Consider the following 15,794-nt stretch of genomic DNA (forward strand, 5'->3'; position numbering starts at 1 on the left):
TCCGATTACAGGCCGCAACCGGCGCTCGCCGCGGCGAATGGCGAACAATCCAGGCGTCCCTGCGCCCGCCTCGCGAGGTGGGCGCTTGGACGTTACCGGCTATTCGAGTTGGGTATGTGTAAAAGCGTGACTGCGGGAGCGGGCGGCCGAGACCTCTGGGACATCTCTCGAAGACCTTTGGGAGGTCTATGAAAGACCTCTGGAACATCTATCGAAGACCTCTGGAAGGTCTATCGGTGACCTCTGAGAAGTCGTTGGATGACCTCCACGACCTCGTCGATGAGGTCCGGGACATCGCTGAGAGATGTCCCGGAGGTCTCCGGGAGATCTCTAAAGGTCGTCGGATGAAATCCAGTATCTAGACGGAGAGATCCAGAGCATAAAAACGACCCTAAAACCAGTCGAATGCATGCTTAGCTCGCGCGACCCTCGCCAGCGCCAGGGACGGCGATTGGCTCTGTCCATCTTCATGGTTGCTAGCAAGGTCGCTCTCTCTGCGATGTCATTGGAAGAATTCTTAGATGTTTATCGACGACACCCGGTTGCTGCCGAAATGATCAAGTCCGTCCAATGACGCTCATTCCTCAATATCGTCGATACTTTCAAAAATATCGCCTTGCTCTTCAATCCGCCCCAAGGGAGTAAAGCGCGCTTCACACTGGGTAAAGTCCTCAATAGCAGCCACAATCAACTGAGCCCGACTATCACAGAATGTCTCTATTTCTCCGCGCACCAAGTGCTGCCGACTACGCTCATCGATAAAGTGGTCCCCCAAATGCACGAAATTCTCGGCACTAGGCCTGTCGGCGAATGGATGAATTATCTGGCCGATATTACTCTTTAGCTGCGGATCCACTGCTGCGTAGAGACGGCTGTCCTTTACATCCAAATAAGCATCATTTATTGCACGTCCGTCGACACTCAATTGTGGGCGCATGTTGCTAAGTAGAAGTGTGAAACTAATACTCGTCGAAATTCGAAGATTGAATTTGTCGAAAAGGAACCTCGTTATATCGATCGTTCCTCGTTCATACATCCGATCGGATGCACCATTAGCAAATGCACGAATTGCATCTAGATCGCGACTAATGTCACCCGTGTTCGCCGATGCAAAATACCTAGTGACGGATGTAAACCAAATCCAGCGCACCAACTCGTCTTCGCGCTGGCGGTCTGCGCGCCCTGCCAGCCGGAAATATTCTACTAAATGAGTAAACTGAAAAGCGTACGGCACTCGCGAGAAATCGCGAAGGCCAAGGCGGTTATTCAAAAAGTCGATTGTATGGGCCACGCCGCGCCGAGCATCGGAAGAGGCACTCAACAGCTGTGGTGCATCGTACTTTCGCAATCGCTGTATGTCTTCCTTGTTTATACCACCACCCGTCGCGGCAGAAATTGACCTCAATATAATGCGATCCTTCACCTCACCGAAGTTCGCAGCTTCAGCTACCGAGGCGATCTCTTGGATCACATCATTCAGATCGAATCCATTACTCCACGTAGCGGCAACCATCAGGTCAACGATGGTCAGCTTGCGACCCGTACTATTAATCCGCTCAAAGATAGGCGCGACCTCTTCTACCGTCATGTCACCAATCTTAACCACTGCAATCTTATAATCTTTAATCGCGCGCAACAGCCTCTCAGCATTTCGCATGTAAATCGGACCCCTTTCATGGTGTTCGAATTTCATGCATTGCCTAATAAACTCACTGGTATTAATTAGCCGATTGAGAGGAAAGAGATGAATAAGCCCAGGTTCTTTTGGATAAACGAACTCTTCCTTCTCAAGATCAAAATGAATATTCCACTGGCTACCTAAGTCGCGTCCTTCCCAAAACAACGCACCGCACAGCGCGGTCAGCCGCTGCTGACCATCTAACAGGTAATTGGTCGGATAGCTGATCTGCTCAGCAGAATTAAGCTCAAGCCCATCGATGGAGCGCTCGCTGGTCAAACGTTGTGAACTATTCCACATGAGTAGGCTACCGATCGGATAACCCTTGTAGATGCTATCTAACAACTTGAGAATGTCTCCCCGTTTCCAGACAAACGGACGCTGAAACTTTGGGAGTTTTACGTCGCCGGCCTTGACTGACATGGCGAGCTCTTCGAGTCGCTGAATTTCAGGCTTCGGATCCCTTTTCTGCATCACCTTGCCTCTCCCCGATAGCTTTCCTGAAATATTTTCTGGTGCGTGCGGTGGATCACATCTGCTTCGTTCATGTTGTGCAGGATGTTGTAGGCGATCAATAGGCGGCCTAGTTTCGGGAAGCCAAGTTCCATCGGTCGACCTGGGATCTCATAAGGCATGAGCGCGTTGTAGAACAGACACACCAGTTCAGCATCTGAAAGTTGCGATCGCATTATCTTCGCGTACTTATTCTTTTCACTCTCTTTTAGATCTTCGTTTGAGTGCACGAAATCCAGTACTCGATAGAGACTCCTGAAATAATGCGAGAAACTGTCGAGATATTTAGACGCGACTTTCTGATACGCGATCTTTAACTTTGCACGATGCATCTCAATATCGTCATCCAAATACGACTCGAATGCGCGCGGGATCTGGATGAGCGCGTCGGTTAGCGTGGATACGTCAGCAGCGGAAAGTGCCGGGTAATCGACCTCCACGATTCCGGCGTCTTGGATCTGCCGAACCTGCTCACGCGTGAGCTTGCCCAAGGATTTGTATATTTGGAACTCCGTATCGGACTCGATCAACGCCGTCTGGAAGTCCACATGTGCCTTGCGCCCGAGCGATCCAAGCATATCGAGCTTCGACGTAATGTCACTTTGCAACTCGAGCATCTTAAAGAATGTATTTTCGAACCGCTGCCTGTTGAGTGTTCTATTCTGCTCTACGAGTTGGTCGCGGTTTCGCGCCACCTCCTCCCTCTGTAATGCAAGTTCTCGCTTTTGAAGAAGAACCGTGAAGATTATTCCTGCAAAAGCCAAGCCCGAGAACAGCGAATTAATTGCCCCGAACTTGTCTCCGAACAGGGCTCGAATCGCAGCATGCGATTCCATCCACGGAGCAACGCTATAGACATTTCTATCAACCCATAGCCAGCTGCAATACCATATCGCCGCAACTGCGATTACGAGATAGATGAACTTCATCGTGTCACTCGTGAACAGTTTTTTCATGTGTCACTCGCAAAGACGATTTGAGTAGGTGACGCGAATAAAAAAGGGCGGCCAAAGCCGCCCTCCTTTTTGACTATACGCCAAGCGGATTCGGCTTCTCCACATCGATCTTGTACTGCTTGATCGCCCGAGCCACATCCTTCGCCGTCATCTTCCCTTCCGCCGCCAGCGCCGCGATCGCGGCATGCGCGACGTGGTACCGGTCCACCTCGAAGTGGCTGCGCAGATTCGCCCGGGTGTCGCTGCGGCCGAAGCCATCGGTGCCCAGCACGGTGTAGTGCATCGGCACGTAGGCGCGGACCTGCTCGGGGTAGGCGCGGATGTAGTCGGTCGAGACGATCGCCGGACCCTGGCGGCCTTCCAGCAGGCTGGTGATGTACGGCTTGCGCGGGGCCTTCGACTCGGGGTTCATGCGGTTGTAGCGTTCGGCGTCGGCGCCGTCGCGGGCCAGCTCGTTGAAGCTCGGGCACGACCAGATGTCCGCGGTCACGCCGAAGTCCTTCTCCAGCAACTCGGCGGCGGCGATCACCTCGCGCAGGATGGTGCCGCTGCCCATCAGCTGCACGCGCTGCTCGGTCTTCTTGGCCTTGCCGGCGTCCTTCAGCAGGTACATGCCCTTGATGATCCCCTCGGCGCTGCCCTCGGGCATGTCGGGGTGGCTGTAGTTCTCGTTCATCAGGGTCAGGTACCAGTACTCGTCGACCTGGTCCTCGAGCATCCGCTTCATGCCGTGCTGCAGCAGGGTGACGACCTCGTAGCTGAAGGTCGGGTCGTAGCTGCGCACGTTCGGGATCAGCCCGGCCTGCACCATGCTGTGGCCGTCCTCGTGCTGCAGGCCTTCGCCATTGAGCGTGGTGCGGCCGGCGGTGGCGCCGAGCAGGAAGCCGCGCGCGCGCATGTCGGCGGCCTGCCAGGCGGAGTCGCCGATGCGCTGGAAGCCGAACATCGAGTAGTAGATGTAGAACGGGATCAGCTGCAGGTCGTTGGTGCTGTAGCTGGTGGCGCAGGCCATCCAGCTGGCGAACGCACCGGCCTCGGTGATGCCCTCTTCCAGTACCTGGCCGGCGGCGTCCTCGCGGTAGTACATCAGCTGGTCGCGGTCGACCGGCTTGTACTTCTGGCCGTGCGGCGAGTAGATGCCGAGCTGGCGGAACATGCCTTCCATGCCGAAGGTGCGGGCTTCGTCGGCGACGATCGGCACGCAGCGCGGGCCGACCTGCTTGTCGCGCAGGGTGATGCTGAGCGCCTGCACGAACGCCATGGTGGTGCTGATCTCGCGCTCGCCGGTGGTCTTGAGCAGGCGCTCGAAGACTTCGAGCTTGGGCGCGGTCAGCGACTCGGTCGACTTGCGCCGGCGCTGCGGCAGGAAGCCGTTGAGCGCGCTGCGGCGCTCCTTCATGTACTGCACTTCCTCGGAGTCTTCGCCGGGGTGGTAGAACGGCACCTTGCCTTCGGCCAGCTGCTCGTCGGTCACCGGCACGTTGAAGCGGTCGCGGAAGATCCGCACCGCCTCGTCGTCCATCTTCTTGGTGCCGTGGGTCGGGTTGAGCGACTCGCCGGCATCGCCCATGCCGTAGCCCTTGACCGTCTTGGCCAGGATCACGGTCGGCATGCCCTTGGTGTGCACCGCCTGGTGGTAGGCGGCGTAGACCTTGTGCGGATCGTGGCCGCCGCGGTTGAGGCGCCAGACGTCCTCGTCGGACATGCTGGCGACCAGCTGGGCGGTCTCGGGGTACTTGCCGAAGAAGTTCTCGCGGGTGTACTTGCCGCCGAACGCCTTGCAGTTCTGGTACTCGCCGTCGACGGTTTCCATCATCAGCTGGCGCAGCTTGCCGGAGGTGTCGCGGGCGAGGAGCGGATCCCAGTAGCTGCCCCAGATGGTCTTGATGACGTTCCAGCCGGCGCCGCGGAAGTTGCCTTCCAGCTCCTGGATGATCTTGCCGTTGCCGCGCACCGGGCCGTCGAGGCGCTGCAGGTTGCAGTTGATGACGAAGATCAGGTTGTCGAGGCCTTCGCGGCCCGCGACCGAGATGGCGCCGAGGCTTTCGGGCTCGTCGGTCTCGCCGTCGCCGAGGAAGCACCAGACCTTGCGGTCGGTCTTCGGCATCAGGCCGCGCCCTTCGAGGTACTTCCACTGCCGCGCCTGGTAGATCGCGGCGATCGGGCCGAGGCCCATCGACACGGTCGGGGTCTGCCAGTAGTCCGGCATCAGCCACGGGTGCGGGTAGCTGCTCAGGCCCTTGCCGCCGACTTCCATGCGGAAGCAGTCGAGCTGCTCCTCGCTGATGCGGCCTTCGAGGAACGAGCGCGCGTAGATGCCCGGCGAGCTGTGGCCCTGGATGTACAGCAGATCGCCCGGATGGTCCTCCGACGGGGCGCGCCAGAAGTGGTTGAAGCCGACGTCGTAGAGCGTGGCGCCGGAGGCGAAGCTGGCGATGTGGCCGCCGAGGTCGCCGGGCTTGCGGTTGGCGCGCACGACCATCGCCATCGCGTTCCAGCGGATGATCGAGCGGATCTTCCACTCCATCGCGGCGTCGCCCGGGCTCTTGGCCTCCAGGTGCGGCGGGATGGTGTTGATGTACTCGGTGGTCGGCGCGAACGGCAGGTCGGCGCCGGCGCGGCGGCTGACTTCGACCATGTTCTCCAGCAAGGCGTGCGCGCGGTCGGTGCCGTCGCGCTCGATCACCGCCTGGATCGATTCGACCCACTCCTGGGTCTCGGTCGGGTCCGGGTCGTCGTGGATGAGGTCGGAGAACGGGCTTTCGTAGGTCGGAGTCATGCGCCTCGCGGCCCCTTGGCCGCGCCTCTTGAATGGGGGGTGGGAATCGTTCCTGCCATTCTATCAGCGGGGTCTGGCGGGGGCTTGGCACGCTTCGGCAGGTTCGCGGCCATGCGGGGGCGAATGTTCGGGCTTTTGTAGGAGCGGCTTCAGCCGCGATCTGGAACCGTCCGCCCGCGCCGACTCCAGATCGCGGCTGAAGCCGCTCCTACAATCGGGGGGAATCGAATCGGACAGGGGATTGCGGGGTTTTCCGATTTTCGTGCGGGTCGGCGGTGGCCACGCTTGCCTGATGGGACATGCCCGACTTCGCCTTGGCCGTCGCTCGTTCGAGGGGCAGGTCTACCTGGTCACCTTTGCCACCGCCGGACGGCATCCGCATTTCGCCGGCTGGCCGATGGCCGAGGCGGCGTGCCGGGCATTGACGGCGACATCGCAATGGCAACGCTCGCGACTGCTGGCGTGGGTGTTGATGCCGGACCATTGGCACGGGCTGGTTGAGCTGGGCGGGTTCGATTCGCTACCCGCGTGCGTGGGGCGAGTGAAGGGACGCAGCGCGCGACTGTTGCGGCAGGCGCATCCGGAGGTGGACGCGGTGTGGGCGCCGGCGTACCACGACCGGGCGTTGCGCGCCGAGGAGCAACTGGTGGACGCGGCGCGATACGTGGTTATGAATCCGGTGCGTGCGGGCTTGGTGCGTCGGGTCGGGGATTACCCGTTCTGGGATGCGGTGTGGCTGTAGCGGCCTGAGCTTTTATCCGGGCGGTTTTGTCCGGGCTTTTGTAGGAGCGGCTTTAGCCGCGATCTGGAATCGGCGCGGGCGGACGGTTTCAGATCGCGGCTAAAGCCGCTCCTACAGAGGCGTGGGAATCATGGCAACGCGCGGGAAGCGACGGCCAAGCGTCGTTCCCGCCATCCCGCGACATTGTCGGGGCTTACCCGCCGCGGCTGGCGCGGATCTGGGCGTCGACGGCGGCGATGGCGGTCAGGTTGACGATGCGGCGCGAGGTGCAGTCGGGGGTCAGGATGTGCGCGGGCTTGTCCAGGCCCATCAGGATCGGGCCGATCGCTACGCCGTCGGTGGCGACGCGGAAGATGTTGTAGGCGATGTTGGCGGCGTCGAGGTTCGGCATCACGAACAGGTTGGCGCGGCCGGTCAACGTGGTGTTGGGGAAGATGCGCCGGCGCAGGGCATCGTTCCAGGCGGTGTCGGCCATCATCTCGCCGTCGACCTCGAGCCGTGGGGCGCGCTGGGTGATGATCTCGCGGACCTTGCGCATCTTCGCCGCCGACGGGTTGTCGTGGCTGCCGAAGTTGGAGTGCGACAGCAGCGCGACCTTCGGTTCGACGCCAAACAATTTCAGCCGGTAGGTCGCCTGCAGGGTCGCCTCGGCGATCTGCTCGGCAGACGGGTCGAGCTGGACGTGGGTGTCGAGGAAGAACCACGCGCCCTGGTCGTTGATCACGCCGGTCATCGCGGCGGTGCCGGTGACGCCGCGGTCGAAGTCGAACACGCTGCGCAGGTAGCCGAGCTTCTTGTGGAAGCGGCCGACCACGCCGCAGATCATCGCGTCGGCCTCGCCGCGCTCGACCATCAGCGCCGCGATCAGGCTCGGCCGCGAGCGCAGCAGGCTCTTGGCGGCGTCGATGGTGACGCCGCGACGCTCGGTCAGCGCGTGGTACTGCTGCCAGTAGTCGTGGAAGCGCGGGTCGTCGTGGATGTTGGTCAGTTCGAAGTCGACGCCCTCGCGCATGCGCAGGCCGAGCTTCTGGATGCGGGTGTTGATGACGTCGGGGCGGCCGATCAGGATCGGGAACGCGAGGCCGTCGTCGATCACCGTCTGCACCGCGCTGAGCACGGTGTTCTCTTCGCCCTCGGCGTAGACAACGCGCTTGCGATCAAAGCGGGCGCGGTCGTAGACCGGCTTCATCAGCAGGCCGGTGCGCCAGATGAACTGCTTGAGCGACTCCTCGTAGGCGGTCATGTCGGTGATCGGCCGGTTGGCCATGCCCGAGTCCATCGCCGCCTTGGCCACCGCAGGCGCCAGGATCACCAACAGCCGCGGGTCGAACGGCCGCGGGATCAGGTACTCGGCGCCGAAGGTCGGCACGTCGCCGCCATAGGCCGCGGCCAGGTCGCCGGCCTCCATCCGCGCCAGCTGCGCGATCGCGTGCACGCAGGCGAGCTTCATCGCCTCGTTGATCTCGCGCGCGCCGACGTCGAGCGCGCCGCGGAAGATGTACGGGAAGCACAGCGCGTTGTTGACCTGGTTCGGGTAGTCGCTGCGGCCGGTGGCGATGATGCAGTCGGGACGGACCTTCTTGGCATCCTCCGGCAGGATCTCCGGGTAGGGATTGGCCAACGCCAGGATCACCGGCTTGTCGGCCATGCTGGCGACCATCTCCGGCTTGAGGATGCCGCCGGCCGACAGGCCGAGGAACACGTCGGCGCCGGCGACAATCTCGGCCAGCTCGCGCTTGTCGGTGTCGGCGGCGTAGCGGGCCTTGTCGGGATCGAGGTTGGGACGGCCGCTGTAGATCACGCCCTCGCGGTCGAACGCGGTGATGTTTTCCTTGCGCACGCCGAGCGCCACCAGCATGTCGAGGCAGGCGATGCCCGCCGCGCCGGCGCCGGTGGTCGCCAGCTTGATGTCCTCGATCTTCTTGCCGGCCACTTCCAGCGCGTTGACCACGGCCGCGCCGACGATGATCGCGGTGCCGTGCTGGTCGTCGTGGAACACCGGGATGTTCATCCGCTCGCGCAGCTTGCGCTCGACGATGAAGCACTCCGGCGCCTTGATGTCCTCGAGGTTGATGCCGCCGAAGGTCGGTTCCATCGCCGCGATGATGTCGACCAGCTTGTCGGGGTCACGCTCGTCGAGCTCGATGTCGAACACGTCGATGCCGGCGAACTTGTGGAACAGCACGCCCTTGCCTTCCATCACCGGCTTGCCGGCCAGCGGCCCGATGTCGCCGAGGCCGAGTACCGCGGTGCCGTTGGTGATCACCGCCACCAGGTTGCCGCGCGCGGTGAGCTCGCTCGCGGCATTCGGGTCGGCGACGATCGCCTCGCAGGCATACGCCACGCCCGGCGAATACGCCAGGGCGAGGTCGCGCTGGGTCACCATCGGCTTGGTCGCGGTGACCTTGATCTTGCCCGGCGGGCTTGCGCGGTGGTAGTCGAGCGCGGCTTGCTTGAAATCGTCGGTGTCGGACATCGGGGCGGGCACGGCGAGAGGGACCCCCGATTCTAGCCGGGGCGGACGGCGCGCGCCGGCACCCGGTCGGGCTTTGCCGGATCAGATGTCCTGGAAACCGCTGTCCTCGATCGCGTCGAGCCGGATCTGGTTGGCGAACAGCGAGAACGCCAGCATCCCGGCCAGCCCATTGGCTCGGGCGATCCACTGCGGCAGCCAGCGCGGCGGCAGCAGCACGCCGGACTCGAACAGCGGGACGAAGCGCTGCACGTCGAGCAGGGTCATCTTGCCGGCGAACAGCCAGCGGCACAGCCGCAGTTGGCGCTGGCGCAACGCCCAGCGGAAGAACGTGTGCACGCCGACCAGCCCGCGCAGGTACACCGCATCCTTGGTGAACGCGGCGCCGCCGGTGGTCGGCACGCCGCGGAACACGCGCTGGGCCGAGGCGAAGCTTTCTTCCGGACTCTGGCCGGAATCGAGGAAGTAGCGGAACACCTCGATGAAGTCGGCGCCTTCCAGCGCCATCGCCACCGCCTCGATCCGCAGGCTGAGCCGCTTCATCCGGCTGATGTCGATGCTGCCGGTGATCTGCTCGGCGAACGTCGCCAGCCCTTCCTGGGTCGCGGTGGCGCGCGGCGAGGACAGCGCGAGGCTGGCCAGCACCGGTTGCCGGCGGCCGTTGAGTGCGCTCAGCGAGTGCACGAAGGCCTCGTGCTGCAGCAGCTGGGCGCGGTCGTAGTCGCTGAACGCGGCGGTGGTGCGCAGGCGGATGCGGGTGGCGCCGGCGGCGGCCTTGGCGATCAGGTCGGGGTCAAGCACGACCTCGATCACGCGGTCGTTGAAGTAGTCGTCCAAGTCGCGCTGCAACTGCAGCTGCAACGCGGTGGCGGAGATGGTGACGTGCTCGGCCGGCGAGATCAGCTCGCGGTCGTACTCGTCGGCGATCGCGAGGAAATGCCGCGCCGCCACTCGCGCGTCGGGGCCGTCGCCGGGCAGCGGGTCGAACGGGCTGCCGTAGAGCTGGATCGACAGGTCGGTGACCGCCGCCGTGCCGAGGCACTCGCACAGTTGCGCGGCGACGCCCCAACTGCGTGCCGAGTCGATCAGGTACTGGCCGAGCGGGTGTTCGGGGTCGGCAGCGCGGGCGATCGCGTCGAGTTCGTTGCGGGTGTCGCTGAAGTCGTGGCGCGGGTATTCGATCTGCGGTAGCCGGGCGACGCCGCGGGCGTAGTCGGCGCAGAAGTCGGTCTCGCGGCCGGCCGGCCAGCTGGCCATCGACAGCAACCTGATCTCGCCGGCGGCCTCGACCATGCGCGCGTCGAGCGCGGCGTGGTGGGCGATGTCGGCGGCGAGGTCGGGCATCAGCGTCGGGTCTTGCGGCCGGTGGGGCGGGCGTTGGGGGCGGGGCCGGCCGGTTTGGCGGGCGCGCGGCCGGGTGATCGGCCTGGCGCCTTGTTCGCGGTGTTCTCGGCCTGGCGCTGGGCCAGCCGGTCGGCGGCGCCGGCGACCTCGCCGCCGAGCTTGTGGTAACTGGCGAAGCGCTGCGGGTCGAGCTTGCCGGCCTCGATCGCGGCGCGCACCGCGCAGCCGGGCTCCTTCGCGTGCTGGCAGTCGCGGAACTTGCACTGGCTGGCGAGCTCCTCGATGTCGGCGAAGCTGTCGGCGACGGTTTCCTCGCCGGTCGGCTTGAGCTCGCGCATGCCGGGGGTGTCGATCAGGCAGGCGCCGCCGGGCAGCGGGATCAGCGCGCGATGGGTGGTGGTGTGACGGCCGCGGGCGTCGGACTCGCGGACCGCGCCGGTCTTCATGCGCTCGATCCCGAGCAGGGTGTTGGTCAGGGTCGATTTGCCGGCGCCGGAGCTGCCGACCAGCACCGCGGTACTGCCGGGCTTGAGCCACGGGTTCAGCGCGGCGACGCTGTCGGGATCGCGGGCGTTGACCGCGCGCACGGCGATGTCCTGCGCGGCCAGTTCGATCAAAGCGGCCAGCGAGCCGGGGACGTCCTTGGCCTCGTCGGCCTTGGTCAGCACTACCACCGGCTCGGCGCCGCTGCCGCTGACCAGCAGCAGGTAGCGCTCGATCCGGCGCGGGTTGAAGTCGGCGTCGAGCCCGCAGACCACGAACACGGTGTCGACGTTGGCGGCGATCAGCTGCTGCTTGTAATGCTCGCCGGCGGCGCCGCGCTTGATCGCGCTGTGGCGCGGCAGCAGGGCGACGATCCGGTCCTTGCCGGCAGCGTGTTCGATCGATGGCGCGATCAGCACCCAGTCGCCGACCCCGGCGCGCTGCTCGGTGGGGGTCGCGCCCTTCTTGTAGCTGGGGGTGCGCTGCCACTCGGGCGGCGACTCGACCGAGAAGCTGTGGTCCGGGCCGTCGGCAACGACGTAGCCGCTGCGGTGCTGCTCGACCACGCGCGCCGGGCGGGCGTCGGGGTGGGCGGCGAGCAGCTCGCGCCAGGCCGCGATCGCGGGCCGGCCGTCGGGATCGAGCGGCCAGCCGATCGCCTGCAGGGGGAGGTCAGGGGTCACGGCGAGCGGTGGAATTGGCGCATGACTGGATTCTACAGAGCGAACCGGCGCCTGCCTCCTGTAGGAGCGGCTTCAGCCGCGATCGGGGAATCGGCGCGTGCGGACAGTTTCAGATAGCGGCTGAAGCCGCTCCTACAACGGCGCGGGAATCGGCTAGGCTTGGCTTTGCCCCCTATTCCACTCTGCGCCGATGCCGCCTGCCAGCCTGAAAACCCGTGCCCGCCTGTCCGAAGTGCGTTACGAGATCCGCGGCGAACTCGCCCGCCGCGCGCGCGAGTTGGAGGGTCAGGGCCGGCAGCTGATCAAGCTCAATATCGGTAATCCCGGCGCGTTCGGGTTCCGCGCGCCGGAGCACCTGCAGCGCGCGATCGCCGGGCGTATCGCCGATACCGATCCGTACACCCACCAGCAGGGGCTGCCGGCAGCGCGCGAGGCGATCGCCGCCCAACACCGCCTTCGAGGCACCCCGCACGTCAATCCCGAGCGGGTGTTCGTCGGCAATGGCGTCAGCGAGCTGATCGACCTGTCGCTGCGGGCGCTGCTGAACCCCGGCGACGAGGTGCTTCTGCCCTCGCCCGACTACCCGCTGTGGTCGGCCTCGACGATCCTCAACGACGGCCGACCGGTGTATTACCGCTGCGCGCCGGAGAACGGTTTCCTCCCCGATCCCGACGAGATCGAATCCCTGATCAGCCCGCGCACGCGCGCGATCGTGCTTATCAATCCGAACAACCCGACCGGCGCGACCTACCCGCGCGAGCTGCTGGAGCGCGTCGTCGCGATCGCCGCCAAGCACCACCTGTTGCTGATGGCCGACGAAATCTACGACTCGATCCTGTACGACGGCGCGACCTTCCAGCCACTGGCGCCACTGGCCGGCGACGTGCCGTGCCTGTCGTTCGGCGGCCTGTCGAAAGTCCACCGTGCCTGCGGCTGGCGCGTCGGCTGGGCGGTGTTGTCGGGCGACCCGCTGGCCAGCGGCGACTTCCACCACGCGATGGACCTGCTCGGCGCGTTGCGGCTATGCGCCAACGTGCCAGGGCAGTTCGCGATCGAGGCAGCGTTGCATGGCGAGGACACCATCGCACCGCTGTGCGCACCGGGCGGGCGGCTGTACGAGGCGCGGCGCGCGGTGATCGACAGCGTTGCCGCCAGCGAGCACCTGGAGCTGGTCGCCCCGGCCGGCGCGCTGTACGCGTTCCCGGCGGTGACCGGCGCCGCCGCGCACGGCTTCGACGACCACGGTTTCGCGTTGGAACTGCTCGAGTCCGAGGACGTACTGGTGGTACCGGGTTCGAGCTTCAACGTGCCCTACCGCAACCATTTCCGCGTTACCCTGCTGCCGCAGCCCGACGACCTGCGCGAGGTGTTCGCGCGGATCGAGCGGGTGCTGCAGCGCCGCGCCGAGGCCGCGACCGCCAGCCGCGTGGCAGTGGCCTGAACCTCGACATGGACTACCTCGCGCTCGGCGACAGCTACACGATCGGCGAAGGCGTCGCCGCCGACGGCCGCTGGCCGATGCGGCTCGCGAACTCGCTGCGCGAGCACGGCATCGAGCTGGCCGCGCCGCGGATCATCGCGACCACCGGCTGGACCACCGACGAGTTGGCCAGTGCGATGGATGTCGAGGAGCCGTTGGGCCGTTGGGACTTCGTCAGCCTGCTGATCGGGGTCAACAACCAGTACCGCGGGCGCAGCGCCGGCGACTACCGCTGCGAATTCCACGAACTGCTGCGGCGCGCGATCCGACTCGCCGGCGACCGCAGCGACCGGGTGCTGGTGCTGTCGATTCCCGACTGGGGGGTGACTCCGTTCGCGACCGCGCAGGGCCGCGATGCGGCGCAGATCGCGGCCGAGCTTGACGCCTACAACGCCATCGCCGCCGAACTGTGCGTGCAGCACGGCGTGGCCTTCGTCGACATCACCGCGACCAGCCGCGAGCGCGGCGGCGAGACCGAAATGCTGGCCGACGACGGCCTGCACCCGTCGGCGGCGATGTACGCGCTGTGGGCCGAACGCGCGCTGCCGATCGCCCGCACGCTGTTCGACAACCCATGACCGCGGCGAACAGCGCGCCGACCGCGCCGATGGCGCGCGATCGCGCCCGCATGATCGCCACCGCATTCTCGCCGCGCCATCCGCTCGGCAACCGCCACGACTACTACTACAGCCGCAGCAAGCTCGGCAGCGACCCGCTGTACCCCGGCGTCTGCGACGCCCTGCGCGGCAGCAGCGCACCACTGCTCGACCTCGGCTGCGGCCTCGGCCTGCTCGCCCACGCCCTGCGCGCCGACGGCATCGACCTGCCCTACCGGGGCGTCGACAACGACTGCGGCAAGATCGCCCGCGCCCGTGGGGCCGCGCAGCAACTGTCGGAAGTCGCGTTCGAACACGTCGACCTCGCCGCGCCGAAGTTTTCGCTGGACTCGTTCGACCACCGCGGCAGCGTCGCGATCCTCGACGTGTTGCAGTTCATCCCGCCCGACGCCCAGCACCGCACCCTCGACGCCGCGATCGCGATGTTGACCCCAGGCGCCCGGCTGGTGATCCGCACCGGGCTTGATGACGGCGGCACGCGTGCCAGGGTCACGCGCGCGGTCGACGTGCTGTCGAAGCTGCTGGGCTGGATGAACGCCGGCCCGACCCGCTACCCGGACGCCGGTGCACTGCGCGCGCGTTTTGACGGCGCGGGATTGGTGTCGGAGTTCACGCCGTTGTACGGCAAGACGCCGTTCAACAATTGGCGGGTGGTGGCGAGCAAGCCCGGGTAGCTCGCGGCGACCGGCTGCCACGACGGCCGGCGGGTTCGTTGTCGGCGCCCTTGTAGGAGCGGCTTTAGCCGCGATTGGGAACCGTTCGCCCGAGCCGACTCCAGATCGCGGCTGAAGCCGCTCCTACAAAGAGCGAGCCGGCAAACCCAAACGCGATTGCGGCGTCCTGTCCGGGTGCTGCGTAAAGCACGCCATGGATGGCGTGCGGCGGTGAGTGCGGCCATGGATGGCCGCCCGAGCCGGGGAGCAGCGCCCGGACAGGGCGTCGCCCGGCCCGGAGCTCGTGGTCTGTCCGTGCTGTTGCTGTTGCTGTTCGCGNGCCGGGGAGCAGCGCCCGGACAGGGCGTCGCCCGGCCCGGAGCTCGTGGTCTGTCCGTGCTGTTGCTGTTGCTGTTCGCGGGACGACGTCACGGCGTCACGGCGTCACGGCAAAACCGGTTGTCAGTGGGTCGCGACTTACGTCGCTCCTACGGGTGGGGTGGGTTGGAGGTCGGGGGCGAGGTGCTCCGGCAGCACGGTCCGGTAGCCGAGGGCGTCCAGGCGCTGCAGCAGCAGCGCCAGCGCTTCGACGTTGCGGCCGTGGCGCGCGCCCTCGTGCATCAACACGATCGCGCCCGGCGCCAGGTCGCGCTCGACCCGCGCCACCACCGCCGCCGGTTCCGCCGCAATCGCGTCGAACCCGCGTGCGCTCCATGCCACCCGCGCCAGCCCGTGCTCACGCAACGGCGCCGAAACGAACGGGTTGGCCATCCCCACCACTGCCCGGAACCAGCGCGGCGCGACCCCGCCGATCTCGGTCAGCACCGCCTGCGCCTGCGCCACCTGCGCCCGCATCCGCGCCGGGCCCAATGCCCAGAACCACGCTTGCGGGTGCGAGTGGCTGTGGTTGCCGACCCCGTGACCCCGCCGCACGATCGCGCGCAATGCCTCCGGCCGCGCCTGCGCCCGCGCGCCGACGACGAAGAATGTCGCCTTCGCGCCGTGCGCATCGAGCAGGTCGAGGATCGCCGCAGTGTCCTCCGACGGCCCGTCGTCGATCGTCAACCACAGCCGTTTGTCGGCGACCGGAAGCCGCACCAGCACCGGGCTGAACAACCCCGAGTCGGCCTTCAGCACGCCCCACCAGAACACCGCGTGGCTGGCCAGCATCAGCGGAAGGCCGACCGCCCAGCCAAGGCCCCACCAGAGCGCCGCGACCAGCAGTTGCGACAGCAGCAACAGCCCCCACCAGGCATGCGGACGACGCGGAACGCGGTGGACGATGGCTGTTGGCATGGCCGGCATCATGCCATCGGCGTTGCGTTGCGGACCGTCCGGCCGCCATCTCCGGGCGCCCGTCGCGAAGCCCAGCCGGCCCGCAAGTCAGCCCCGG

11 protein-coding genes are annotated in these 15,794 nt (G+C 65.5%); 4 read left to right on the top strand and 7 right to left on the bottom strand.

Annotated features, from left to right (window positions below; all coding sequences use genetic code 11):
• Positions 1–577: 577 nt before the first annotated feature.
• The 3 genes from SNE34_RS11125 to aceE all read right to left on the bottom strand — a co-directional run bounded on the left by SNE34_RS11125 (position 578) and on the right by aceE (position 5,926).
• Positions 578–2,152 (bottom strand): DUF262 domain-containing protein, encoded by a 1,575-nt coding sequence (locus SNE34_RS11125; protein WP_332617322.1) that lies wholly within the window; start codon positions 2,150–2,152, stop codon positions 578–580.
• On the bottom strand, positions 2,152–3,120 hold the full coding sequence (locus SNE34_RS11130) for a putative phage abortive infection protein (RefSeq protein WP_332617184.1): 969 nt from the start codon (positions 3,118–3,120) through the stop codon (positions 2,152–2,154). Before SNE34_RS11130 ends, SNE34_RS11125 begins: the two co-directional genes overlap by 1 nt.
• Positions 3,121–3,220: 100 nt before the next feature.
• The gene (aceE, locus tag SNE34_RS11135; RefSeq protein ID WP_332617186.1) at positions 3,221–5,926 is read right to left on the bottom strand and encodes a pyruvate dehydrogenase (acetyl-transferring), homodimeric type; all 2,706 of its coding nucleotides are present in this window, start codon (positions 5,924–5,926) and stop codon (positions 3,221–3,223) included.
• Between the two features lie 292 nt (positions 5,927–6,218).
• On the opposite strand from aceE, the gene SNE34_RS11140 reads away from it, so the two are divergent.
• Positions 6,219–6,668, top strand: coding sequence for an REP-associated tyrosine transposase (locus SNE34_RS11140; RefSeq protein ID WP_332617188.1), 450 nt, complete (start codon positions 6,219–6,221; stop codon positions 6,666–6,668).
• A 193-nt stretch (positions 6,669–6,861) separates the two neighbouring features.
• Here SNE34_RS11140 and SNE34_RS11145 read toward each other — a convergent pair whose 3' ends face one another.
• The 3 genes from SNE34_RS11145 to rsgA form a co-directional block, all read right to left on the bottom strand.
• Complete coding sequence (locus SNE34_RS11145; protein ID WP_332617190.1) at positions 6,862–9,144, bottom strand: NADP-dependent malic enzyme; 2,283 nt, start codon at positions 9,142–9,144, stop codon at positions 6,862–6,864.
• Between the two features lie 81 nt (positions 9,145–9,225).
• Positions 9,226–10,485, bottom strand: coding sequence for a peptidase MATCAP family protein (locus tag SNE34_RS11150; protein WP_332617191.1), 1,260 nt, complete (start codon positions 10,483–10,485; stop codon positions 9,226–9,228).
• Positions 10,485–11,651, bottom strand: a complete 1,167-nt coding sequence (rsgA, locus tag SNE34_RS11155) for a ribosome small subunit-dependent GTPase A (RefSeq protein ID WP_332617193.1) — start codon at positions 11,649–11,651, stop codon at positions 10,485–10,487. Before rsgA ends, SNE34_RS11150 begins: the two co-directional genes overlap by 1 nt.
• 190 nt (positions 11,652–11,841) lie before the next feature.
• Between rsgA and SNE34_RS11160 the strand changes: the two genes are divergently transcribed.
• The 3 genes from SNE34_RS11160 to SNE34_RS11170 are packed head-to-tail and all read left to right on the top strand — an operon-like array spanning position 11,842 to position 14,422.
• Complete coding sequence (locus tag SNE34_RS11160) at positions 11,842–13,092, top strand: aminotransferase class I/II-fold pyridoxal phosphate-dependent enzyme (protein ID WP_332617195.1); 1,251 nt, start codon at positions 11,842–11,844, stop codon at positions 13,090–13,092.
• An 8-nt stretch (positions 13,093–13,100) separates the two neighbouring features.
• A complete protein-coding gene (locus SNE34_RS11165; RefSeq protein WP_332617197.1) occupies positions 13,101–13,709 on the top strand; it encodes an SGNH/GDSL hydrolase family protein in 609 nt (202 codons plus the stop codon).
• Positions 13,710–13,738: 29 nt separating this feature from the next.
• Positions 13,739–14,422: a class I SAM-dependent methyltransferase gene (locus SNE34_RS11170; protein ID WP_332617324.1), complete on the top strand. Its 684-nt coding sequence runs from the start codon at positions 13,739–13,741 to the stop codon at positions 14,420–14,422.
• Between the two features lie 456 nt (positions 14,423–14,878).
• On the opposite strand, the gene SNE34_RS11175 is transcribed toward SNE34_RS11170, so the two are convergent.
• The gene (locus SNE34_RS11175; protein WP_332617199.1) at positions 14,879–15,697 is read right to left on the bottom strand and encodes a polysaccharide deacetylase family protein; all 819 of its coding nucleotides are present in this window, start codon (positions 15,695–15,697) and stop codon (positions 14,879–14,881) included.
• Positions 15,698–15,794 lie beyond the last annotated feature (97 nt).

Origin of the sequence: Novilysobacter erysipheiresistens, from assembly GCF_036663935.1 — a bacterium.
Lineage (GTDB): Bacteria > Pseudomonadota > Gammaproteobacteria > Xanthomonadales > Xanthomonadaceae > Novilysobacter > Novilysobacter erysipheiresistens.